Origin of the sequence: Bradyrhizobium sp. 157, assembly GCF_023073815.1 — a bacterium.
Taxonomy (GTDB): domain Bacteria; phylum Pseudomonadota; class Alphaproteobacteria; order Rhizobiales; family Xanthobacteraceae; genus Bradyrhizobium.
Genome location: NZ_JADPKF010000038.1, coordinates 25,758 through 46,145 on the forward strand (window position 1 = coordinate 25,758; position 20,388 = coordinate 46,145).

Annotated in this window: 20 protein-coding genes and 1 pseudogene; 8 read left to right on the forward strand and 13 right to left on the reverse strand. The window is 62.8% G+C overall.

All coding sequences use genetic code 11. The annotated features are described in order from the left end of the window. Positions 1–17 precede the first annotated feature (17 nt). The gene (locus IVA95_RS08600) at positions 18–317 is read right to left on the reverse strand and encodes a DUF3572 domain-containing protein (RefSeq protein ID WP_247510127.1); all 300 of its coding nucleotides are present in this window, start codon (positions 315–317) and stop codon (positions 18–20) included. A gap of 231 nt (positions 318–548) precedes the next feature. Here IVA95_RS08600 and IVA95_RS08605 point away from each other — a divergent pair, with 231 nt between their 5' ends. Together IVA95_RS08605 and IVA95_RS08610 are read left to right on the forward strand one after the other, a co-directional pair. Continuing rightward, entirely contained in the window at positions 549–914 is a 366-nt protein-coding gene (locus IVA95_RS08605) for a response regulator (RefSeq protein WP_027538546.1), read from the forward strand. A gap of 11 nt (positions 915–925) precedes the next feature. Then, positions 926–2,299 (forward strand): PleD family two-component system response regulator, encoded by a 1,374-nt coding sequence (locus IVA95_RS08610; protein WP_247510128.1) that lies wholly within the window; start codon positions 926–928, stop codon positions 2,297–2,299. A 151-nt stretch (positions 2,300–2,450) separates the two neighbouring features. Here IVA95_RS08610 and IVA95_RS08615 read toward each other — a convergent pair whose 3' ends face one another. Both IVA95_RS08615 and IVA95_RS08620 read right to left on the reverse strand, forming a co-directional pair. Further along, positions 2,451–3,677 (reverse strand): serine hydrolase domain-containing protein, encoded by a 1,227-nt coding sequence (locus IVA95_RS08615; RefSeq protein WP_247510129.1) that lies wholly within the window; start codon positions 3,675–3,677, stop codon positions 2,451–2,453. A 171-nt stretch (positions 3,678–3,848) separates the two neighbouring features. Beyond that, positions 3,849–4,466 carry a TetR/AcrR family transcriptional regulator gene (locus tag IVA95_RS08620; protein ID WP_247510130.1) on the reverse strand — a complete coding sequence of 206 codons (618 nt, stop codon included), beginning with the start codon at positions 4,464–4,466 and terminating at the stop codon, positions 3,849–3,851. A 132-nt stretch (positions 4,467–4,598) separates the two neighbouring features. Between IVA95_RS08620 and IVA95_RS08625 the strand changes: the two genes are divergently transcribed. Continuing rightward, on the forward strand, positions 4,599–5,831 hold the full coding sequence (locus IVA95_RS08625; protein WP_247510131.1) for an MFS transporter: 1,233 nt from the start codon (positions 4,599–4,601) through the stop codon (positions 5,829–5,831). Positions 5,832–6,029: 198 nt separating this feature from the next. On the opposite strand, the gene rpmG is transcribed toward IVA95_RS08625, so the two are convergent. The 6 genes from rpmG to topA all read right to left on the reverse strand — a co-directional run bounded on the left by rpmG (position 6,030) and on the right by topA (position 14,209). After that, positions 6,030–6,197 (reverse strand): 50S ribosomal protein L33, encoded by a 168-nt coding sequence (gene rpmG / locus IVA95_RS08630; protein ID WP_007603295.1) that lies wholly within the window; start codon positions 6,195–6,197, stop codon positions 6,030–6,032. A 124-nt stretch (positions 6,198–6,321) separates the two neighbouring features. Then, the gene (locus IVA95_RS08635) at positions 6,322–7,647 is read right to left on the reverse strand and encodes an LLM class flavin-dependent oxidoreductase (RefSeq protein WP_247510132.1); all 1,326 of its coding nucleotides are present in this window, start codon (positions 7,645–7,647) and stop codon (positions 6,322–6,324) included. A gap of 236 nt (positions 7,648–7,883) precedes the next feature. Further along, positions 7,884–8,621 (reverse strand): NUDIX hydrolase, encoded by a 738-nt coding sequence (locus tag IVA95_RS08640; RefSeq protein ID WP_247510133.1) that lies wholly within the window; start codon positions 8,619–8,621, stop codon positions 7,884–7,886. A 39-nt stretch (positions 8,622–8,660) separates the two neighbouring features. Continuing rightward, entirely contained in the window at positions 8,661–9,098 is a 438-nt protein-coding gene (locus IVA95_RS08645; RefSeq protein ID WP_247510134.1) for a DUF983 domain-containing protein, read from the reverse strand. Further along, entirely contained in the window at positions 9,086–11,440 is a 2,355-nt protein-coding gene (gene rnr, locus IVA95_RS08650) for a ribonuclease R (protein WP_247510135.1), read from the reverse strand. Before rnr ends, IVA95_RS08645 begins: the two co-directional genes overlap by 13 nt. Beyond that, entirely contained in the window at positions 11,441–14,209 is a 2,769-nt protein-coding gene (gene topA, locus IVA95_RS08655; protein WP_247510136.1) for a type I DNA topoisomerase, read from the reverse strand. Positions 14,210–14,283: 74 nt separating this feature from the next. Between topA and IVA95_RS08660 the strand changes: the two genes are divergently transcribed. Beyond that, complete coding sequence (locus IVA95_RS08660) at positions 14,284–14,688, forward strand: hypothetical protein (RefSeq protein ID WP_247510137.1); 405 nt, start codon at positions 14,284–14,286, stop codon at positions 14,686–14,688. A gap of 70 nt (positions 14,689–14,758) precedes the next feature. On the opposite strand, the gene IVA95_RS08665 is transcribed toward IVA95_RS08660, so the two are convergent. Further along, positions 14,759–15,235, reverse strand: a complete 477-nt coding sequence (locus IVA95_RS08665) for a helix-turn-helix domain-containing protein (RefSeq protein WP_247510138.1) — start codon at positions 15,233–15,235, stop codon at positions 14,759–14,761. Positions 15,236–15,348: 113 nt separating this feature from the next. On the opposite strand from IVA95_RS08665, the gene IVA95_RS08670 reads away from it, so the two are divergent. Together IVA95_RS08670 and IVA95_RS08675 are read left to right on the forward strand one after the other, a co-directional pair. Further along, positions 15,349–16,122: an SDR family oxidoreductase gene (locus IVA95_RS08670; RefSeq protein WP_247510139.1), complete on the forward strand. Its 774-nt coding sequence runs from the start codon at positions 15,349–15,351 to the stop codon at positions 16,120–16,122. Positions 16,123–16,305: 183 nt separating this feature from the next. After that, a complete protein-coding gene (locus IVA95_RS08675) occupies positions 16,306–16,446 on the forward strand; it encodes a hypothetical protein (protein WP_213252031.1) in 141 nt (46 codons plus the stop codon). 63 nt (positions 16,447–16,509) lie between these two features. On the opposite strand, the gene IVA95_RS08680 is transcribed toward IVA95_RS08675, so the two are convergent. After that, complete coding sequence (locus IVA95_RS08680) at positions 16,510–17,118, reverse strand: FMN-dependent NADH-azoreductase (RefSeq protein ID WP_247510140.1); 609 nt, start codon at positions 17,116–17,118, stop codon at positions 16,510–16,512. Between the two features lie 97 nt (positions 17,119–17,215). On the opposite strand from IVA95_RS08680, the pseudogene IVA95_RS08685 reads away from it, so the two are divergent. Further along, positions 17,216–17,616 (forward strand): annotated as a pseudogene (locus IVA95_RS08685) (helix-turn-helix domain-containing protein). On the opposite strand, the gene dprA reads toward IVA95_RS08685, so the two are convergent. Then, on the reverse strand, positions 17,613–18,728 hold the full coding sequence (gene dprA / locus IVA95_RS08690) for a DNA-processing protein DprA (protein ID WP_247510141.1): 1,116 nt from the start codon (positions 18,726–18,728) through the stop codon (positions 17,613–17,615). The pseudogene IVA95_RS08685 and the gene dprA sit on opposite strands and share 4 nt — an antisense overlap. A gap of 67 nt (positions 18,729–18,795) precedes the next feature. Further along, entirely contained in the window at positions 18,796–19,005 is a 210-nt protein-coding gene (locus tag IVA95_RS08695; protein WP_247510142.1) for a GDCCVxC domain-containing (seleno)protein, read from the reverse strand. A gap of 85 nt (positions 19,006–19,090) precedes the next feature. Between IVA95_RS08695 and IVA95_RS08700 the strand changes: the two genes are divergently transcribed. After that, the gene (locus IVA95_RS08700) at positions 19,091–20,344 is read left to right on the forward strand and encodes an amidase (protein WP_247510143.1); all 1,254 of its coding nucleotides are present in this window, start codon (positions 19,091–19,093) and stop codon (positions 20,342–20,344) included. The last annotated feature ends 44 nt before the right edge of the window (positions 20,345–20,388 follow it).

A 20,388-nucleotide genomic window follows, 5' to 3' on the forward strand; every position in this document is an offset into this window, starting at 1 on the left:
GTGATGCCGCGGGCGCCTCACGGCACGTCGCGCTCCCAGTGCGGATCGCCAAGCACCTGACGGGCGGCGGCAATGTTGGTCGGGTGTAGTTGTGATACGCTCGCAAACGCCTTCACGGTTGCGTCGTCGCGCAGCACGAAATCGAGCACGGAGGCCAGAAATTGCGGGTCGGCGGCCGCGGTGCGCAGCGTCTCCGGACCGATGCCGCTTTCAGCCAGGAACAAGCCTAGCCTTTCAGGATCGCCGGCAATAAAACTCAGCGCCTGAACCGCAACGATTTCAGCCACTTCGCGGGGGTTGTGAACAGGCTTTTTCAACAGATCATTTGCCTTTCCGTTAACTTATGGGCTCTAATTTGGAACCATCATGCCCGAGTCTGCGGAGTGCGTTCAAGCAATTGGAAACCGCTTCGTAAAAGTTGGCGCATCGATTTAACGGCTTAGAGCGAATCTGGCGCTAGTTTGAATTCAGTTTTCGACAGGGGGCGGCGGCGGTGCAGGACGTGCCGAAAGGCCGGACTTGTTTTCTTAAGGTGAGGGAGGGACGGGATGGCGAAAACCGTCCTGATCGTGGAGGACAACGAGCTCAACATGAAGCTCTTTCGCGATCTGTTGGAAGCGCACGGCTATCAAACCTCCGGCACCAGCAATGGTTTCGAGGCGCTCGATCTCGTCCGCAAGCTGCGCCCTGATCTGATCCTGATGGATATCCAGCTTCCGCAGGTATCGGGCCTGGAAGTGACGCGCTGGATCAAGGACGATCCGGAGTTGCGCGCCATTCCGGTGGTTGCCGTCACCGCGTTTGCGATGAAGGGCGATGAAGAGCGCATCCGCGAAGGCGGCTGCGAGGCGTATCTGTCCAAACCAATTTCCGTCGGCAAGTTTATTGAAACCGTGCGGCGTTTTATCGGGTAGGGTGAGTTTCGATGTCTGCGCGTATCCTTGTCGTCGATGACGTTCCGGCAAACGTCAAGCTGCTGGAAGCCCGGCTGTCAGCCGAATATTTTGATGTGCTGACCGCTTCCAACGGCGCCGAGGCGCTCGACCTCTGTTCGCGCTCCGAATGCGACATCATCCTGCTCGACGTCATGATGCCGGACATGGACGGTTTCGAGGTCTGTCGGCGGCTGAAATCCAACCCCGCCACCCATTTCATTCCCGTCGTGATCGTCACCGCGCTTGACAGCCCGTCTGATCGCGTCCGCGGGCTGGAATCCGGGGCCGACGACTTTCTCACCAAGCCGGTATCCGACATCGTTCTGATCGCGCGCGTTCGGTCACTGACGCGGCTGAAGATGATGACCGATGAGCTGCGCATGCGCGCCATCACCTCGCTCGAGATCGGCATGGAAGCGCCCGAGCGCAGCGCGATTGCCGACAAGGGCGTCGGCGGGCGGATCCTTTTGGTCGACGACCGGCCGTCGTCGTACGAGCGGCTGGCGCCGATCCTTGCCGCCGAGCACACCGTCGACGTCGAAGTCAATCCAGCGGAAGCGCTGTTTCACGCCGCTGACGGCAACTACGATTTGCTGATCGTCTCTCTCAGCCTGGAAAATTACGACGGCCTGCGGCTGTGCAGCCAGGCGCGCTCGCTGGAGCGCACTCGCCAGCTGCCCATTCTCGCCATCTCCGACGCCGACAATAACGCGCGGCTGCTGCGCGGGCTCGAGATCGGCGTCAACGATTATCTGCTTCGTCCCGTCGACAAGAACGAGTTGCTGGCGCGGGCGCGCACCCAGATCCGAAAGCGGCGCTATACCGATCATCTCCGCGACAACGTGCAGAACTCGATCGAAATGGCGATCACCGACGCGCTGACCGGCCTGCACAACCGCCGCTACATGGAAAGCCATCTCTCGACGCTCGCCGAGCAGGCCTCGAGCCGCGGCAAGCCGCTGGCGCTGATGATCCTCGACATCGACTTCTTCAAATCCATCAACGACACCTACGGCCACGACGCCGGCGACGACGTGTTGCGCGAGTTCGCCGTGCGCATCCGCAAATCGATCCGCGGCATCGATCTCGCCTGCCGCTATGGCGGCGAGGAATTCGTCATCGTGATGCCGGAAACCGACCTGACCGTCGCCGGTATGGTCGCCGAGCGCCTGCGCCGCTCGATCGCCGGCGAAACCTTTGCCGTCAACAAGGGCGCCAAGCGGATCGACGTCACGATCTCGATCGGCCTGGCGACGCTGGACCGCAAGGGAGAGCCGGTCGCCGACGTGCTCAAGCGCGCCGACACCGCGCTCTACCGCGCCAAGCACGACGGGCGGAACCGGGTGGTATCGGCGGCGGCGTAGTCTTCATCGCGCAGTTGCACCGCCTTACTCGGTCGTCATACCCCGCGAAGGCGGGGTATCCAGTACGCCGCAGCGTCTCCGTTCAATAACTAGCGTCTCTGGAATACTGGGTCACCCGCTTTCGCGGGTGACGACAGCCTTTGTGCGGACGTTACGCCGACACGCGCATCCCTTCAGCGTTCTGCTTCACCGCCTCATAGGCCAGCCGCTTGAACTCGAACGAGAATGGATGGACGAACGCCATCTGGCGCTGCGCCATCATCACGCCGGCCATGTTGCGCTTCGGCGAGATCCACCATTGGGTGCCGGCAACGCCGCCCCAATACAGTTCACCTGCAGCGTCGGGGTGATCGAACGCCGAGGGCTTCAGGATCAATCCACCAGCCAGAGTATAGGCCTTTCCGGGCTGCTCTCCCATCATGGCAAAGCGGATCCACTGGCCCTCGGGCAATTGGTTGGTCAGCATCAACGCGATCGTCTCGGGCTTGAGCAAGGTCGGCCCGCCGGGCAGCAGGCTTCGGATCAGCGCGACCATGTCGGGCAGGGTTGAGACCAGACCGCCGCCGCCGCTCAGTCTTGCGATCGGGCGCAGATAAGCGCCGGGGAACGGCGCGCTGTCGGTTCGGGTCAATCCCGGCTTCATCGGCTCCATCAGGTCCTCACCGGCGTAATAGGCGACGAGCCGTCCCTGATCCTTTTCCGGCACGACGAAGCCGGTGTCGACCATGCCGAGCGGGTCGAGAATCCGCGCCCGGATGAACTTGTCAAAACTCTGGCCGCTGATGACTTCGACCAGCCGCGACAGCACGTCGGTGGCAAGCGAATATTCCCACGACGTGCCAGGTTGATAGATCAGCGGCAGGTCGGCCAGCACCTCCACCATATCAGCCAGCGTCGTTATGGGATTATGGACGCCGCGCTCGTTGAGCGCCTTGTAGATGGCAGTGCCCGGATCGAAGAAGCCGTAACTCAGGCCTGAACTGTGGCTGAGCAACTGACGAATGGTGATCGAGCTCTTCGCCGGTTCGGTGTCGTCAAGCGAGGTGGCGCCGGGCCGCAGCACCTTGCGATTTCCGAGCTGCGGAATGAATTTTTCGATTGCGTCGTCGAGCTTGAGTTTACCTTCCTCGAACAGCAAGAGCACGGCGCAGGAGGTGATCAGCTTGGTGTTGGAGAAAACGCGGAAGATGTGATCGGTGCGGAGCGGCGTCTGCGCTTCCTTGTCGGCCCAGCCGACGCAATTCACGTCGACGAGGTCGCGCCCGACCATGACCGCCCAGGAAATGCCTGACAGCAGGTTGTTATCGATATAGCGCTGCATGGCCGCGCGTGCCGGTTTGAAGTCGTAACCCTTGGCGGTCACTTTCAGGTCTTCCATTTTCACTCCCACTTGTCGCCGCTTTCTATGGCGTCGTCCCTTGCGAACGCAGGGACCCATAACCACCGATGCTGCTTGTAGCAAAGGTGATTACCACATCGGCCCATTGAAAAGCCACGGCGTATGGGTCCCCTGCGTTCGCAGGGACGACGGTGTGACGGGTTGCCAGCCTTATGCAATTGACGAGTGCCGGGGCTTCTTCGTCCTTTTCTTCGCGGCCATACTGGTCCCGCCCACCTTCACCCCCGCATTCCTGAGCAGCACCGTTGCCGCTTCCTTTGCCGCGCGCGCCATCGCGGGATCGTTGCGGACGAGATCCTGCGCGATCGAGCCGTCGACGAGCAGAGCGAGCTGCGTCGCCAGCGCGTCCGCTTCCGCGACGCCGAGCTGCACCAGCAGGTCGCGAAACCAGAGGCGGCGGCTTTCCTTGAACTCGACCGCAGCCTTTCGGACCGACCGGTCTTCGCCGAGTTCTGCGACTGCGTTGACGAACGGGCAGCCGCGAAAATCCTTCGACGAAAAACGCCGCTCCAGCGAATCGAAAGTGCCGAGAATCTGCTCGACCGGCGACTTGTCTGACGGCCGCGGCGCCACGAAGCGCCGCGCCAGATAGGCCGAGATCAGCGCGTCCTTGGAGGGAAAATGATTGTAGAGCGTGCGCTTGCTGATGCCGATTTCGGCGGCGATGGTGTCGACGCCGACTGCGCGAATCCCCTGCAGATAGAACAGCCTATCTGCGGTTTCCAGAATCCGTTCCTTCATCGCCGGTTTGGCGGGCAGGGGAGCCATGCGATTGCGAGGGGCCTGTTTGCTTGACAGCAGCGCGCCTTATAGCTCAGTTACACAGGTCTGTGTACCCATTTCAGATGTCGATTGCAGGACGCGGCGTTCGAATCGCGCCCCTTCGGGAGAATAAAAACAATGGCGCTGCTGCAAATCCTGCGTCCGACGTTGCCCATTCTGATCGGCGCATCCATCATGCTGACGCTGAGCATGGGGCTGCGGCAGTCGCTCGGCATTTTCATGCAGCCGCTGACGCAGGATATCAGAATATCGATTTCCGACTTCACGCTGGCGATCGCGGTGCAAAACCTCGCTTGGGGATTTTTGCAGCCGCTCGCCGGGGCGCTGACAGTGCGCTACGGCTTTCGCGCCATCATGGTGGTCGGCGCGCTGCTCTATGTCGCCGGCCTTGCCTTGATGGCGGCTGCGAACGGCGTTCTCGCCGTGATGATCGGCGGCGGCGTGTTGATCGGCACGTCGCTGGCATGCACCGCGGCAGCGATTGCGATGTCGGTTGCAGCCCGCGCCGTTCCTACGTCGGTACGCTCGACGGTGCTCGGCCTGGTGTCGGGCGCCGGCTCCCTCGGCGCGCTATTGTCGGCGCCAATCGGGCAGATGCTCAATGAAGGTTACGGCTGGCGAATGGGGCTGGTCGGCTTCGTGGTGCTGTCGCTCCTGATGATTCCCGCGGCCTGGTATGCGGGCAGAGTGGACAAAATCCCGTTGCCCAAGCCGTCGGACGACGAGATCGGCGACACTTCGGCCACCGCCGCAACGAAGATAGCATTCTCCAACGCGTCCTTCGTGGTGATGACCGGCGCCTATTTCGTCTGCGGCATGCAGCTCGTCTTTCTCACCACGCACCTGCCGTCCTATCTCGCGATCTGCGGCATGGACCCGATGCTCAGTGCGCAGACGCTCGGCATGATCGGCGGCTTCAACGTGCTCGGCAGCATCTTCTTCGGCTGGGCCGGCCAGCGCTGGAACAAGCTGGCGCTGCTCGGCGGCATCTACATCTTTCGCTCGATCGCGCTCGCCTGGTATTTCACGCTGCCGCCGACGCCGGCAACCACGCTGCTGTTCGGCGCCATCATGGGCTTTCTGTGGATGGGCGTCGGCCCGCTGGTCGCGGGCGCGGTGGCGGAAATGTTCGGCCTGAAATGGCAGGCGATGATCCAGGGGCTCGCCTTCATGAGCCACCAAATCGGCAGCTTCCTCGGCGCATTCGGGGGCGGCGTGCTCTACGACGCGCTCGGCTCCTACACCATGGCCTGGCGGATCGGCGTCGCGCTTGGGTTAGCCGGCGGCATCGTCCAGGTTGCCTTCGCGTTGATCCGGCCGAGTGGGCCGCCGCAGATGCAAGCGGCGTAGTCTCGTTCCCCGGATGCTGCGCAGCGCGCCGCTTTTAGCGGCGTGGTGCGCTGCTGATCCGGGGTCCATCCGCGGCCACCGTGGGTCCCGGCTCTGCGGAGCAGCGTGAAGAACGCTGCGCCGCGTCCGGGACACCGATAGCCAGGAATCAAAAACGGGGCCGCAGGGCCCCGTTAAAACCGTCAGCGATTGGCTCGCTTACTTGATCTTCGCTTCGCGGAATTCGACGTGCTTGCGCGCGACCGGGTCGTACTTCTTCTTGACCAGCTTGTCGGTCATGGTGCGCGAATTCTTCTTGGCGACGTAATAGAAGCCGGTATCCGCCGAGGAAACGAGCTTGACCTTGATGGTGACCGCTTTGGCCATGTTCAGAACCTCAAAATGGGGGTGTCAGGCGCCGGCCAAACCGGCCTGCATTTGCCGCGCAACCTAGCTTCGATCCGTCCAAAGTCAAGGTTTTCGGGGCAAAAACTGACCTGAATCGGGGGTCTTAACCCTCAAAGAACCGGTTTTTCGGTCTCGGCAGCCCCAAATTCTCCCGCAGCGTCTTGCCCTCATACTCGTTCCGGAAAATCCCGCGCCTCTGCAGTTCCGGCACCACCTTATCGACGAAGTCGTCCAGGCCTGTCGGGAGGAACGGGAACATGATGTTAAAACCATCGCTGCCGCGGCTCATCAGCCATTCCTCCATCTGGTCGGCGATGGTTTGCGGCGTGCCGACAAAGGACAGTCCGCCATAGCCGCCGACGCGCTGGGCGAGCTGGCGCACGGTGAGCTTGTCGCGCGCGGCGAGATCGATCAGGCGCTGACGGCCGCTCTTGCTGGCGTTGGTCTCGGGGATTTCCGGCAACGGGCCATCGGGATCAAAGCCGGAGGCGTCGGTGCCGAGCTGCACCGAGAGTGAGGCGATGGCGCTGTCGTAATGCACCATGCTGTCGAGCTTGGCCCTTTTCTCCTTGGCTTCCTCGACACCGTCGCCGACGACAACAAAGGCGCCGGGCAGGATTTTCAGGTGCTCGGGGTTACGGCCGATCTTCTCCATGCGGCCTTTGATGTCGGCGTAAAGCTTTTGTCCATCGGCGAGGCTGCCGCCGCCGGTGAACACGGCTTCTGCCGTTTCCGCCGCGAGCTGCTTGCCGTCCTCGGACGCGCCGGCCTGCACGATCAGCGGCCAGCCCTGCACGGGGCGGGCAATGTTGAGCGGCCCGCGCACGGAGAGATATTTGCCCTTGTGATTGAGCACATGCATTTTGGCGGGATCGAAATAGAGGCCTTGTTCGACGTCGCGCACGAAGGCGTCGTCGGTAAAGGAATCCCACAGACCCGTCACCACGTCATAAAACTCGCGCGCCCGCTTGTAGCGCTCGGCGTGCTCCATGTGATCGTCGAGCCCGAAATTGAGCGCTGCGTCCGGATTGGAGGTGGTGACGATATTCCACCCGGCGCGTCCGCCTGAGATGTGATCGAGCGAGGCGAAGCGCCGGGCCACATGGTAGGGCTCGTCAAAGGTCGTCGATCCCGTCGCGATCAGGCCGATATGCTCTGTCACGGCTGATAGCGCCGATAACAGCGTGAACGGCTCGAACGAAGTGACGGTATGACTGCGCTTGAGCGCATTGATTGGCATGTTCAGCACGGCCAGATGATCGGCCATGAAGAAGGCGTCGAACTTGCCGGCCTCCAGCTTCTGGATCAGTTGCTTGATGCGCGGAAAATTGAAATTGGCATCAGGCCAGGCGCCGGGATAGCGCCACGCGCCGGTATGGATGGAGACCGGCCGCATGAATGCGCCGAGCTTGAGTTGCCGTTGTGCCATTGCCCCGTTTCCGTAGCTGTTGTTGTTGGGAAAGAGATAGGGAGGCGATTAGGCGAGCGCCAACAGGGCGGCCTGAGAAGAATTTTGCAATTAAAGGGATTGGAGGAGGATATTTGCTGTGACGCCAATACCGTCATTGCGAGCGCAAGCGAAGCAATCCATGGCGCCGCAAGCACTGATATGGATTGCTTCGTCGCTAACGCTCCTCGCAATGACGGGGAGAGAGCGGGGAGACCCTACGCCCCCAACACATCCTTCTGCATTTTGCCGCCGTAGAAATGAAAGAACGGCACCGGCGCGTCGTGGCGCAAGGGGCCGGTGGCGAGCCGACGGTCGAGTTCGGCGAGCACGTTCTTGGTCATGGCATGGGCGTCGGCCAGCGGTTGCGAGCCGATCTCGACCCACACCAACTCGACCAGTTCGGCGTCGGCGTGGATCACGCCTTCGACGCGGTGGGCGATGGCTGACGCGTCGGCGGTGAAGAAACGCGTATCAAAACGGCGGACGCGGCCGGGCGGGGTGATCGCGCGTGCGATCAGGAACAGGCCGGACGGATCGGGCAAGAGGCCAGCTTCCGCAAACGGCTTCCAGGCGCCGTCGAGCTTGACGGGTTTGTCGACTTTGCATCCGAGGCAGAGGCCGGTTTCCTCGCAGGCTTCGCGGATTGCGGCGACCGCCAGCGCGCGCGCCCGCGAAGGCGCGATCTTCGGACTGCCTTTGAGCAGATTGGCCTCGAGCTCTGGAGAAATCGGAGCGGCGACGGGGATGCGGTTGTCCGACTTATCGACGCGGCCGCCGGGAAAAACATATTTGCCCGGCATGAACACCACCTTGTCGTGGCGCTTGCCAACCAGAACCTTCGGCTTGTCGCCGGAGCGATCGATCAGGATCAGCGTCGCTGCATCCTTGGGCCGGAAATAGGGATGATGATCGGCTTCTTTTTCTTCTCTTACGGCGGTCGCGGCGTCGTTCATTCCATCCCCATTTTAGTGCTCTTGTTGCTCCCGGTTTAGCTAGACCGGCGGAATGTCGCTAGGGGCATTTTCGTCGAAGCCGTGCATGCGCAGCGCCCATTGGATGCCGACCACCGCACCCTTGATCGGCTGCAGCAGCGCGAGCGATGAAACAAAAGTCAGCGGCAGATACATCGCCAGTTGCAGCCATACCGCGGGCGAATAGTTGGTTTCGATCCACAGCGCCGCCGGTACTACGATGTGGCCGACGATGACGATGACGAGATAGGCCGGCAGATCGTCGGCGCGGTGCGGGGTAAAATCGAGCCCGCACTTCGCGCAATTATCGGAAGTCTTCAGGAAAGCGCGAAACATCTTGCCTTCGCCGCAACGCGGACAGCGGCAACGGAAGCCGCGCTTCATCGCACTCCAGAGATCGCGCTTTTCGGCCTGCGCGGTGTCCCGGGTCCATGTCGTCGCGGCGTTCACCGTTTCCATGACTTGCCCTTCTTCGATTTGCCGGGCTTGGCTTTGCCCGACTTGCCCTTGTGGGGCTTGCGAACCTTGTCGCGCGGGCTGCGGCACGGATGCGATTTCGTCGGCTTTGCCGATGCCTTCGAGCCCTCGCGTTTTCTGCCGCGCGGAATGACCTTGCCTTCCACCTGGCCTTCCGACAAGAGCTCGAACCGCAACGCGCCGGCCACCGGTGCAGCTTCTACCAGACGCACGTCGACAACGTCACCCAACCGGTGCATGGCACCGCTGCGCGAGCCGACGAGCGCGTGACGCGTCTCGTCATAATTGTAGTATTCGGTGCCGAGCGTGCGGATTGGGATCAGCCCGTCGGCGCCGGTATCCGAAAGTTTTACAAACAGGCCGGCGCGGGTAACGCCTGAGATGCGGCCCTGAAACGTTGCGCCGATACGGTCGGCGAGGAAATGCGCGATCAGCCGGTCCGCGGTTTCGCGTTCCGCCTTCATGGCGCGCCGCTCGGTCAGCGAAATCTGCGCCGCGATCTCGCTCAGTGTCTCCAGCGTCTCGCTCTCCGGCAACGCGCCTTCGCCGAGACCGAGCGCGCGGATCAGCGCGCGATGCACGATCAAATCAGCGTATCGCCTGATCGGCGAGGTGAAATGCGCGTAGCGGCGCAGGTTGAGGCCGAAATGGCCGTAATTCTCCGACGAGTATTCCGCCTGCGCCTGCGAGCGCAGCACGACCTCGTTGACCAGCAGCTCGTAATCCTCGCCGCGGACCTGGCCCAGCACCCGATTAAACAGCGCGGGCCGTAACGCGCCGGTCTTCGCAAACGGCAGGTCGAGCGTCTTCAGAAATTCCTGGAGATTATGAACCTTCTCCAAGGTCGGTTCGTCATGCACCCGATAGATAAGCGGCAACGCCTTCTTTTCAAGCATTTCGGCTGCGGCGACGTTGGCGAGGATCATGAACTCCTCGATCAAACGGTGCGCATCGAGACGCTCCGGCACGATGACGCGGTCGACCGTTCCGTCGGGCTTGAGCAGGATTTTCCGCTCGGGCAGATCGAGATCGAGCGGGTCACGCTCGTCGCGTGCGAGCTTCACCAGCGCATAGGCGGCGTAGAGCGGCTTCAGGATCGGTTCGAGCAGCGGGTCGGTGATATCGTCGGGTCGCCCGTCAATTGCGGCCTGCGCCTGCGCGTAGTGCAGTTTTGCAGCCGAGCGCATCAGCACGCGATGAAAGCTGTGCGAGCGTTTGCGGCCGTCGGGGCCAATGACGAGCCGCACCGCGAGCGCGCCGCGCGCTTCGCCCGGCACCAGCGAGCAGAGATCGTTGGAGATGCGCTCGGGCAGCATCGGCACCACGCGGTCCGGAAAATACACCGAGTTGCCGCGCGTCACCGCTTCGCGGTCCAGCGCTGAGCTCGGCCGCACATAGAAGGCGACGTCGGCAATCGCGACATGGACGATATAGCCGCCCTTGTTGTTCGGATCGGAATCGGGCGCGGCGTGCACCGCGTCGTCATGGTCCTTCGCATCAGGCGGATCGATGGTCACCAACGGCAAATCGCGCCAATCCTCGCGGCCTTTCAGGTCAGCAGGCTGCGCGGCCTCAGCCTCGCGCAAGGCGGATGGTGAAAACGCTTGCGGGATTTCGTGGGCGTGGATCGCGATCAGGCTGATCGCCTTTTCGCTCGACAACGAGCCGAGCCGCTCCTTCACCTTGCCGGAGGCGAGGCCATAGCCGCGCGAGCGCACCAGATCGACGCTGATGAGGTCGCCATCCTCGGCGCCCGCGGTGTCCGATGGCGCGATGTTCAATTCGCGCCCGGCCTGCTTCTTGTCGACGGGAACGAGCAGGCCGCCGCCGCCAGGTAGTTTGCGGAAGATGCCGAGCACGCGCGTGCGGGCCTGATCGATGATCTTGATGATACGCCCGCGATAAGGGGCGCCTTCGGCATCATCAGCCTTTTCGATCCGCAACAGGGCTCGGTCGCCGACACCTGCTGCCGTGCCGGGTTGCAGACGGCGTGGAACGTGGATGCGAATCTGCGGCGCGGGCCCGCTCTGTTCAGTGTCCCATTCAGTGGGAGTGGCGAGCAGTTCGCCGTCGGTGTCGCGCCCAGTGATGTCTGCGATCACGGTCGGGGGCAGGACAGCCGTCTCGTGAATCTTCCGGCCGCGTTTGGCGATGGCGCCTTCGTCGGCGAGCTCGCGCAGGATACGTTTCAGTTCGGCGCGGTCGGCATTCTTCAGGCCGAACTCGCGGGCGATTTCCCGCGTGCCGATCTTGCCTGGATGCGCACGAATAAAGGTGACGATGGCGTCCCGGGCCGGAAAGCCATGGTCGTGTTTTCTCTTCACTTATCCTCGCGCCTTGCCCACGCTTTTCTTCGCGGGCGTTTTGGATTGAGCGGCGAGCTTGGCCGCCGATGTCTTGGCCGCGGATGCGACCGGCGCGCGCGCCTTGCTGACGGCTCCTGATTTCGGCTTTGCTACGGCTTTCTTCGCTGCTGCTTTCTTGACAGGTTTTGGCGCGTCGGCGTCGGCAGCCTTGGTGGCAGTCTTGGCGGTGGCCTTCTTCGGCGCGGCCTTCTTGCCGCCGCGTTTCGGTTTGCCGCCGCCCTTGGCGGCGCGCTCATCGATCAGCGCGATGGCTTCAGGGAGCGTGATCGTGTCCGGCGTCTTATCGCTCGGGATCGTGGCGTTGACGCCGCCAGCGGTGACATAGGCGCCATAGCGGCCGTTCTTGACAGCGACGCCGCCAAGGCTCGGATGCTCGCCGAGCGGCTTGCCTGGGTCGGCGCCGAAACGGCGGCCGCTCGGGCCTTTTGCAATCTTCTCGGCAATCAGCGTCACTGCGCGATTGAGGCCAATGTCGAACACCTCGTCGCCGGCTTCCAGGCTCGCATAGGTCTTCTCGTGTTTTACGAATGGCCCGAAGCGACCGATACCGGCAGTAATCGGCTCGCCGGTCTCGGGGTGTTTCCCGATCTCGCGCGGCAGCGACAGCAGTTTCAAGGCGAGTTCAAGCTCGATATCGCCAGGCGACATGTTCTTCGGAATGCCCGCGCGTTTCGGCTTCTCGCCTTCGGCGTAATCCTTCTGTTCGCCGAGCTGGATGTAGGGGCCGAAGCGGCCGGCTTTCACGACGACATCGAGACCGGTGTCGGGATCCTGGCCGAGGATGCGGTCGGCGCTGGCCTCGCCATCGGTGGCCAAGGGCCGCGTGTAACGGCATTCCGGATAATTCGAGCAGCCGACAAAGGCGCCGAACTTTCCGGCCTTCAAATTGAGCCTGCCGGTGCCGCAGCTCGGGCACTGCCTGACGTCGCCGCCATCGGCGCGGGCGGGGTAGATATGCGGACCCAGCATATCATCGAGCGCATCCAGCACTTCGGCGACGCGCAGATCCTTGATGTCGTTGACCGCGGCGATGAAGTCTTTCCAGAAATCCTGCAGCACCTGCTGCCAGGAAATCTCGTTGTTGGAGATGCGGTCGAGCTGTTCTTCCAGCGCGGCGGTGAAGTCATACTCCACATAGCGCAAGAAGAAGTTTTCGAGGAACGCGACCACGACGCGGCCCTTGTCCTCGCCGTGCAGCCGCTTTTTCTCCAGCTTGACGTAACCGCGGTCTTTCAGGACCTGCAGGATCGAGGCGTAGGTCGAGGGACGGCCGATGCCGAGCTCTTCCATTCGCTTCACCAGCGAGGCTTCCGAGAAGCGTGGCGGCGGCTCGGTGAAGTGCTGGGTGACGGCAAGCGCCTGCCGCTTCAGGGCTTCGCCCTCGCTCATGGTGGGGAGGCGGCGGGAATCCTCGTCGTCACCGTCGTCGTCCTTGCCTTCCTGATAGAGCGCGAGGAAGCCGTCGAACTTGATGACCTGGCCCGAAGCGCGCAACTCCAACACGCGGGAGCCGGCTTTCGCCGCGATGTCCACGGTGGTGCGTTCGAGTTCGGCCGATTCCATCTGGCTCGCAATAGTGCGGATCCAGATCAGTTCATAGAGTTTCGCCTGATCGGGATCGAGGCGGCGGCGCATCTCGGCGGGCCGGCGCGACAGATCGGTCGGGCGGATCGCTTCGTGCGCTTCCTGCGCGTTCTTGGCCTTGGTCTGGTACTGGCGCGGCGCGTCGGGGACGTAGGCGTTGCCGTAATCCTCGCCGATCACCTTGCGGGCCTGGGTGATCGCCGAGCCGTCGATCTGCACGCCGTCGGTTCGCATATAGGTGATGAGGCCGGTGGTCTCGCCGCCGATGTCGATACCTTCATAGAGCCGCTGCGCGATCCGCATGGTGTGCGCCGGCGCAAAGCCGAGCTTGCGGCTGGCTTCCTGCTGCAGCGTCGAGGTGGTGAAGGGTGCCTGCGGATTGCGGCGCGCGGGTTTTGCTTCGACGGTCGAAACCGTGAAGTTCGCCGCTTCAATGGCCTTCTTGAGGTCTTCGGCTTCGGCACCGGAGCCGATGTCGAGCCGCTGAATCTTCTTGCCGTCGGCGCCAACGAGGCGCGCCTCAAAGCTGTCGCCGCGCGGCGTGGTCAGGGTCGCGACCAGCGACCAGTATTCGCGCGGGACGAATTTTTCGATTTCGAGTTCGCGGTCGCAGACCAGCCGCAGCGCGACCGACTGTACGCGGCCGGCCGAGCGCGCGCCCGGCAGCTTGCGCCACAGCACGGGTGAGAGCGTGAAGCCGACCAGATAGTCCAGCGCGCGGCGCGCCATATAGGCGTCGACCAGCGCCCCGTCGATCTGGCGCGGCGCCTTCATGGCGTCCGTCACCGCCTGCTTGGTGATGGCGTTGAACACCACGCGCTCGATCTTCTGATCCTTCAGCGCGCGTTTCTCCTTCATCACCTCCAGCACGTGCCAGGAGATCGCTTCGCCCTCGCGATCAGGGTCGGTTGCGAGAATCAGTCGGCTGGCGCCTTTCAGGGCCTTGGCGATGTCGTTGAGCCGGCCGGCCGCCTTGGGATCGACCTCCCAGATCATCTGAAAATTGGCGTCCGGGTCGACGGAACCGTTCTTGGCGGGGAGGTCGCGGACATGGCCGAACGAGGCCAGAACCTCGTAGGAGGCGCCCAAATACTTATTGATCGTCTTGGCTTTCGCCGGCGACTCCACGATGACGATATTCATGTCATTCCAATGGCTTACGGGAAAAGATAAAGGCGGGTTCCGCGAGACTCGCGGCCCACCGATTGGACCCGAACATGGGTGGTGAGGCGGCCCCTGTCAAATCGGCAAATGCCGCCAGGGAACCTTTTGATGCCGACTTATATCTGAGGAGTTGCGAAATGCGCCCTAGAGTTGCGCCAATAAAGCGGTTATTTCTGGGCAATACTTTGTGTCATTGGGATGCAATTTATTTGAGTAAAGCTTCGGGCGGCCGGAAGCGGAAGGCTTCCGGCAAGAAACCGGAATCGCCAACCGAAGAACCAGAACGAGGTGAGGAAGGCGGCCCCGACGAGGCTGTGGCCTTCATTGCGGAGACCGTTGCCGAGTTGGTCAAGCTCGCGGAGCGCCATCGGCTCGAGGTGCTCAGCCATCTGCTGGGCATGGCGCAACTCGAGGCGGAAGAGCGGCTGCGCACCCGCAGCAAACGCAAATTGTCATGAGAGTTCGATCCGACGGCAGCTCACCGAGCACTCTTCCCCGCTCTTCGTAGGGAGAGGGAGAAGAAGTCGGCTACGCCGTAGCCCGCCGGTTTTGCTTCACCGCCGCCCGCGGCTTCAGCGCGGTATCCCCGGCACCCAATAACCGCCCGTCTTGCGAGTAGAGTTCGAGCTTGCGAACCGGCCTACCCTTTTCCTTGTCGACCAGGATAGTCGCGATCTCTTCCGGGTGCTCGTCGAATTCCTCGCTCCATTGCCGCAGGGCGACAAGGATAGGAAAAACGCCGCGGCCTTTCGGCGTCAGCAGATATTCTTGATAGGCGCTGCCGTCGGAAGCGGGCGCGGTCTTCAGGATGCCCTGATCGACCAGTGCGCGCAGCCGCACCGTGAGGATGTTCTTGGCGAGCCCCAGTCTCTTCTGGAATTCGTTGAAGCGGCTGATGCCAAACAGCGCCTCGCGAATGATCAGCATCGACCACCAGTCGCCGATCGCATCCAACGAGCGTGCGATCGGGCAATCGTCGTGCTCAAAGCTCGTTCGTTTCACCATTTCAGTCTCCGATCGGGTTTCAGACCGATCACGGCTTTGTGTGGTTGCAATATTAAACTAGATGCCCTAGCTAATCAATCTAGTTTAATAATGCAACCATCGGGAGACGTGCCATGAGGCTCGCGAACAAGACGGCGTTGATCACAGGGGGTAACAGCGGCATCGGGCTTGCGACCGCAAAGCTGTTCGTGGCCGAAGGCGCCCGGGTCGTCATTACCGGAAGAAATCAGGCGACGCTCGATGCCGCTGCGAAGGAGTTGGGCCCAAACGCGCTGGCGCTCGCGGCTGACGCCACCGACATCGCGGCGAGCGAAGTTGCGATCGGGAAGGGGGCCGAAAAGTTCGGCAAGTATGACATCCTGTTCGCCAATGCCGGGATCGCCGGTGGCACGCCGCTTGGCGCTGCCACGATCGAGACCTTCGAGAAGGTCATCAGCACCAATCTCACGGGCGTATTTTTCACGGTTCAGTCCGCGCTACCCTATCTCAACGACAACGCCTCGATCATCCTCAATGGCTCGGTAATCTCGGTGCTCGGCATCCCCGGCTACTCGGCCTATGGCGCGGCCAAGGCTGGCGTGCGCGCAATGGCGCGGATCATGGCGTCGGAATTGTCGCCGCGTGGCATCCGCGTCAACGTGGTGGCGCCCGGCGCGATCCGCACCCCGATCTGGGGCGCGGCGATCGCAACGCCGGAAGCCGAAAAGGCGTTTGAAAAGCGCATCGCGTTGTCGACGCCGCTCGGCCGGATCGGCGAAACCGAGCATATTTCCAAGACAGTCCTGTTCCTCGCTTCCGACGATTCCGCCCATGTGCAGGGCCAGGAGTTGTTCGTCGACGGCGGCGCTACGGCCTCTCCGAGTGGTGCGCCGATCTATCGGGGGTAAGGCAGGTCCCGGCACGATCCAAGCCGGTCAGCGGTCTGATGCCCACTAATCTCCGTCGCGTTGGCCGGCTCCGGCGCCCTGCGGCGGATTGGCGCTGAGCCAGAACGCGCATTGAACCCGGGGTGTAACTGCAGGACATTTTGAGGCAGGCGTTCTTGCCAATCAAAGAACCGGAGAGCCGTCATGCCGAAAACCGCTGGCATCTCCTCGTCGGCGTCGCAAAGTTCGGATACCGCTCAATTTGTTTCAGTCGCCCTGTTTTCCGGGGTCGGTCTGCTGATCTCGCTGATCGTCGTTATCCTCCGCATCAACGGCGTGTTCTGATTGAGCCGCTGCCGCCGCGTCTGGCGGCGGCAACCGTTCTCGCTCTAACGAGAGCGTTTTGGTCTAAGCCGCGTGCAGATCGCTTGCCGCCTTCAGCGCGCCGGCCACGGCTTTTTCGCGGTGCTCCGGGCCGACCTGAATGCCGTCGGCGGAAATGAATTCCGGATTCTTGATGCCGATAAAGCCGAATACCCAGCGCAAATAGGTTTCCAAATGCTCGCCGACCGCGGCTGGCGTGCCGGGCCCGTAAAACCCGCCGCGCGAGATCGCGACGATGACGCGCTTGTTGCCGGCCAGCCCTTCGACGCCTTGCGGGCCGTATTTGAAAGTCTTGCCGGCCACCAGGATGCGGTCGATCCAGGCTTTGAGCTGGCTCGGGATGGTGAAATTGTACATGGGCGCGCCGATCACGACGATGTCGGCGGCGAGAAATTCGTCCAGCATGGCTTGGCCGGCGGCGACGTCCGCCTGCAGCGAAGCCTCGACAGGCGCCCCCTGGCCGGCGGCAAGGTGTGAACCGGTCAGATGCGCCAGCGGGGTCACTGCGAGATCGCGATAGCTGACGTCGCGGCCGGGGGTGGATTGACGCAGGCGGTCGACGATGGCGGCGGAAACTTGGCGGCTGACGGAGTGGGGGCCGAGAACGCTGGAATCGAGATGCAGGAGCTTCATGAGTGATCACCCTTGGTATACGTTTGTAACTGGCGCTATATGAGTGACTGTCGTAAGGTCCCGCAAGAACGCACATTTTTTACACCCGAGCACATCCATGAGACCCGAGCACAAAAAAGTGCCTGCCCTGCCAGCCGGCCCTCACCTCGACAGTGACTGCCGCGGCGCCGCTTCGGTGCTGGCGCGGGTCGGCGACAAATGGAGCGTGTTCGTGATCATGATCCTTGGCGACGGACCCAAGCGCTTCAACGAGATCAAGCGCATGATCGGCGGCATCTCGCAGCGCATGCTGACGCTGACGCTGCGCGGACTGGAGCGCGATGGTCTCGTGACGCGAACGGTGTTTCCGACCATTCCGCCGCGCGTCGACTATGAATGACCGATCTTGGCCGTGGTCTCTCCAAGCCGGTGGAGGCGCTCGGCAAGTGGGCGATCGAGCATCAGCCGGAGATCCAACGCGCGCGGATGAGGTTCGATGCGCGCAGCGAGAAGGACTAAATCAGCGACACCAGCCCGCCGCCATGACGCTCCAGGCGGCCCGCCAGTTCTAGTTCGAGCAGCACCGTGCGAACGATGGTGGGCGAAAGCTCCGACATCCGGATCAGATCGTCGAGGCTGACCGGGCTCGGTCCCAGCAGCGCAACGATGCGCTCGCGTTCGCCTGGATCGGTGTCGAAGTCGAGCGGCTCGTCACCTTCGCGGCTCTCGAGCATGACTGGTCGCTCCAGGATCGGCTGAATGGCGTTGATGACGTCGCTGGCTTCGGTGACCAGCGCCGCGCCCTGCTTGATGAGATCGTTGGTGCCGGCGGCGCGCGGGTCGAGCGGCGAGCCCGGCACTGCGAATACTTCGCGGCCCTGTTCGGCGGCCATCCGCGCCGTGATCAACGATCCCGAGCGATGCGCGGCCTCGATCACGACGACTCCAAGCGAGGCGCCCGAGATCAGGCGGTTGCGGCGTGGAAAGTCGCGTGCGCGCGGCACGTGGCCGAACGGCATTTCGGAAATCGCTCCGCCATGCTCGAGCAGGGCGGCGAGCAAATCCTCGTGCTCCGGTGGATAGATCCGGTCGTGGCCGCCGGCCAGCGCCGCGACCGTGCCGCTTTCGATCGTCGCGCGATGCGCGGCCTGATCGATGCCGCGCGCCAGCCCGGAGATGACAACGAACCCGGCGTCGCCGAGATCGCGCGCCAACTGGCCGGCAAATTTCAACCCCGCGCCGGAAGCGTTGCGCGAGCCGACGATCGCGATCATCGGCCGCATCAGCGCGTCGACCGCACCGCGCACGCCGAGTAGCGGCGGCGGATCGTCGAGCGTCGCCAGCCGCGGCGGGTAGGCGGCTTCGCCGGGCGCCACCAGCGAAACACCGATCCTGCTCGCCGCCGCGATCTCGGCCCGCGCTTGTTCCTCGCTGCAGATGCGCCCTGAACGCGCAGCGCCGCCACGCCGCGCCAGATCGGGCAGCCGCTCCAGCGCCGCGCGGGCATTGCCGAAATGGGCGAGGAGCGAGTTAAAGGTGCGCGGGCCGACATTGTCGCTGCGGATCAGGCGCAGCCGGTCTATCCGCTCGGCGTCGGTGAGGTGGAGGGTTTGTTGCGTCCGGTCATGCATGCGGATACAGCTTTGCCCAACCTGAGATTGCGATCAACCTGTTTGAGGAAAAAACGTCCCGACCTTGTTATCGGCAGCAGGCGCCTTTGCCGCTTTCCTGAACGGGCGGACACGGCACGGAGCCGTACGAGCAGAACACGCAACAGTCGCCCGCCAGCGGTTTCAGCCTCTCGCCGCAGCCTTTACAGACATAGAAAAACTGACAGGCGTCCGTTGGCATTTGCTCATCGGCTTGATGACTGCAGCGCGGACAGGTCAGGATGGATTCAAGCTGCATCAGGAGTAACGGATAACTTTGACAGCGGCGGATCAATCATATTCCATCCAGCCGCCACAATCAAAAGCCGCAGGAACCACGCCCCGTGATCTCGCTCGCCGGCTTGCAGCGCCGCATCGATGCCGGCGAACTTTCGCCCAAGGACGCCATCGCGCAGTCGCTGGAAGCGATCACCGCACAGGACAAAGCCATCGGCGCTTTCGTCTGCCGTACCGAAAATGTGCGCGCGGCAAACGCCGGGCCGTTGCGCGGCATTGCGGTCGGCATCAAGGATATCATGGATACGGCGGATTTCCCGACCGAGATGGGTTCGCCGATTTATCGGGGATATCAGCCGCGCGCCGATGCGGCCGTGGTGATGATGCTGAAGCAGGCGGGCGCGACCATCATCGGCAAGACCACGACCACCGCATTCGCCTCCGTGGATCCGACACCGACGCTCAATCCGCACAACAAGGGTCATACACCCGGCGGATCGTCATCGGGCTCGGCTGCCGCAGTGGCGGCCGGCATGATTCCTCTGGCACTGGGGACGCAGACTGGCGGTTCGGTGATCCGGCCGGCCTCATTCTGTGGTGTCGCCGCGATCAAGCCGTCCTACCGCTTGCTGCCGACGGTTGGCGTCAAATGCTACTCGTGGACGCTTGATACGGTGGGGCTGTTCGCGGCCGGCATCGATGATGTCGCGCGCGGGTTGTACGCGATGACGGGCCGGCCCGAATTGCTTCTGCCGCCGACGATTTCAACACCACGCATCGGCCTGGCGACCCAGAATTTCGCCGGTGCGCCGGAAGCGTCAGGCGAGGCGGCGTTGCGGATGGCGACGCGGGCGGTGGAGAAAGCCGGCGCTCAGGTACGCACATTGGGTTTGCCCAAAATTGTTGCCGAGGCATGGCTGGCACAACCGATCGTGCAGGAATTCGAAGCGCATCGGGCGCTCGCCTGGGAATATCGTGAACATTACGACGCGATGGCGCCGCTCTTGCGGGCCAAGCTGGACGCGAGCAGGGATATAACGCCCGCCGCTTATGACGGGGCGATCGGAACAACGAACCGTGCCAGACAGGCGCTGGAAAAAGTATTCGACGATGTCGACGTGCTGCTGACCTTGTCGGCGCCTGGCACGGCGCCAAAGGGACTGGGTTCGACCGGCGATGCCCGTTATAACCGGCTGTGGACGCTGATGGGCGTGCCCTGCGTCAACGTTCCGGTTCTTGTAGCGGAAATCAATTTGCCGCTGGGCGTGCAGGTGATTGCGAGATACGGCGCTGATGCCCAAGCACTGGCCGCGGCGCGATTTGTGGAGCAGGCTCTCGTAGGACGGATTAGCGCAGCGTAATCTCGCCAAATTGTCTGGTCCAATCGGCGGATCTCGCTAATCTG

Excerpts from the sequence above, each read along its gene's own strand:
- IVA95_RS08605 (WP_027538546.1), top strand. The coding sequence starts at position 549 with ATGGCGAAAACCGTCCTGATCGTGGAGGACAACGAGCTCAACATGAAG.
- IVA95_RS08610 (WP_247510128.1), top strand. The coding sequence starts at position 926 with ATGTCTGCGCGTATCCTTGTCGTCGATGACGTTCCGGCAAACGTCAAG.
- IVA95_RS08615 (WP_247510129.1), bottom strand. The coding sequence starts at position 3,677 with ATGGAAGACCTGAAAGTGACCGCCAAGGGTTACGACTTCAAACCGGCA.
- IVA95_RS08620 (WP_247510130.1), bottom strand. The coding sequence starts at position 4,466 with ATGGCTCCCCTGCCCGCCAAACCGGCGATGAAGGAACGGATTCTGGAA.
- IVA95_RS08625 (WP_247510131.1), top strand. The coding sequence starts at position 4,599 with ATGGCGCTGCTGCAAATCCTGCGTCCGACGTTGCCCATTCTGATCGGC.
- rpmG (WP_007603295.1), bottom strand. The coding sequence starts at position 6,197 with ATGGCCAAAGCGGTCACCATCAAGGTCAAGCTCGTTTCCTCGGCGGAT.
- IVA95_RS08635 (WP_247510132.1), bottom strand. The coding sequence starts at position 7,647 with ATGGCACAACGGCAACTCAAGCTCGGCGCATTCATGCGGCCGGTCTCC.
- IVA95_RS08640 (WP_247510133.1), bottom strand. The coding sequence starts at position 8,621 with ATGAACGACGCCGCGACCGCCGTAAGAGAAGAAAAAGAAGCCGATCAT.
- IVA95_RS08645 (WP_247510134.1), bottom strand. The coding sequence starts at position 9,098 with ATGGAAACGGTGAACGCCGCGACGACATGGACCCGGGACACCGCGCAG.
- topA (WP_247510136.1), bottom strand. The coding sequence starts at position 14,209 with ATGAATATCGTCATCGTGGAGTCGCCGGCGAAAGCCAAGACGATCAAT.
- IVA95_RS08660 (WP_247510137.1), top strand. The coding sequence starts at position 14,284 with ATGGGTGGTGAGGCGGCCCCTGTCAAATCGGCAAATGCCGCCAGGGAA.
- IVA95_RS08665 (WP_247510138.1), bottom strand. The coding sequence starts at position 15,235 with ATGGTGAAACGAACGAGCTTTGAGCACGACGATTGCCCGATCGCACGC.
- IVA95_RS08670 (WP_247510139.1), top strand. The coding sequence starts at position 15,349 with ATGAGGCTCGCGAACAAGACGGCGTTGATCACAGGGGGTAACAGCGGC.
- IVA95_RS08675 (WP_213252031.1), top strand. The coding sequence starts at position 16,306 with ATGCCGAAAACCGCTGGCATCTCCTCGTCGGCGTCGCAAAGTTCGGAT.
- IVA95_RS08680 (WP_247510140.1), bottom strand. The coding sequence starts at position 17,118 with ATGAAGCTCCTGCATCTCGATTCCAGCGTTCTCGGCCCCCACTCCGTC.
- dprA (WP_247510141.1), bottom strand. The coding sequence starts at position 18,728 with ATGCATGACCGGACGCAACAAACCCTCCACCTCACCGACGCCGAGCGG.
- IVA95_RS08695 (WP_247510142.1), bottom strand. The coding sequence starts at position 19,005 with ATGCAGCTTGAATCCATCCTGACCTGTCCGCGCTGCAGTCATCAAGCC.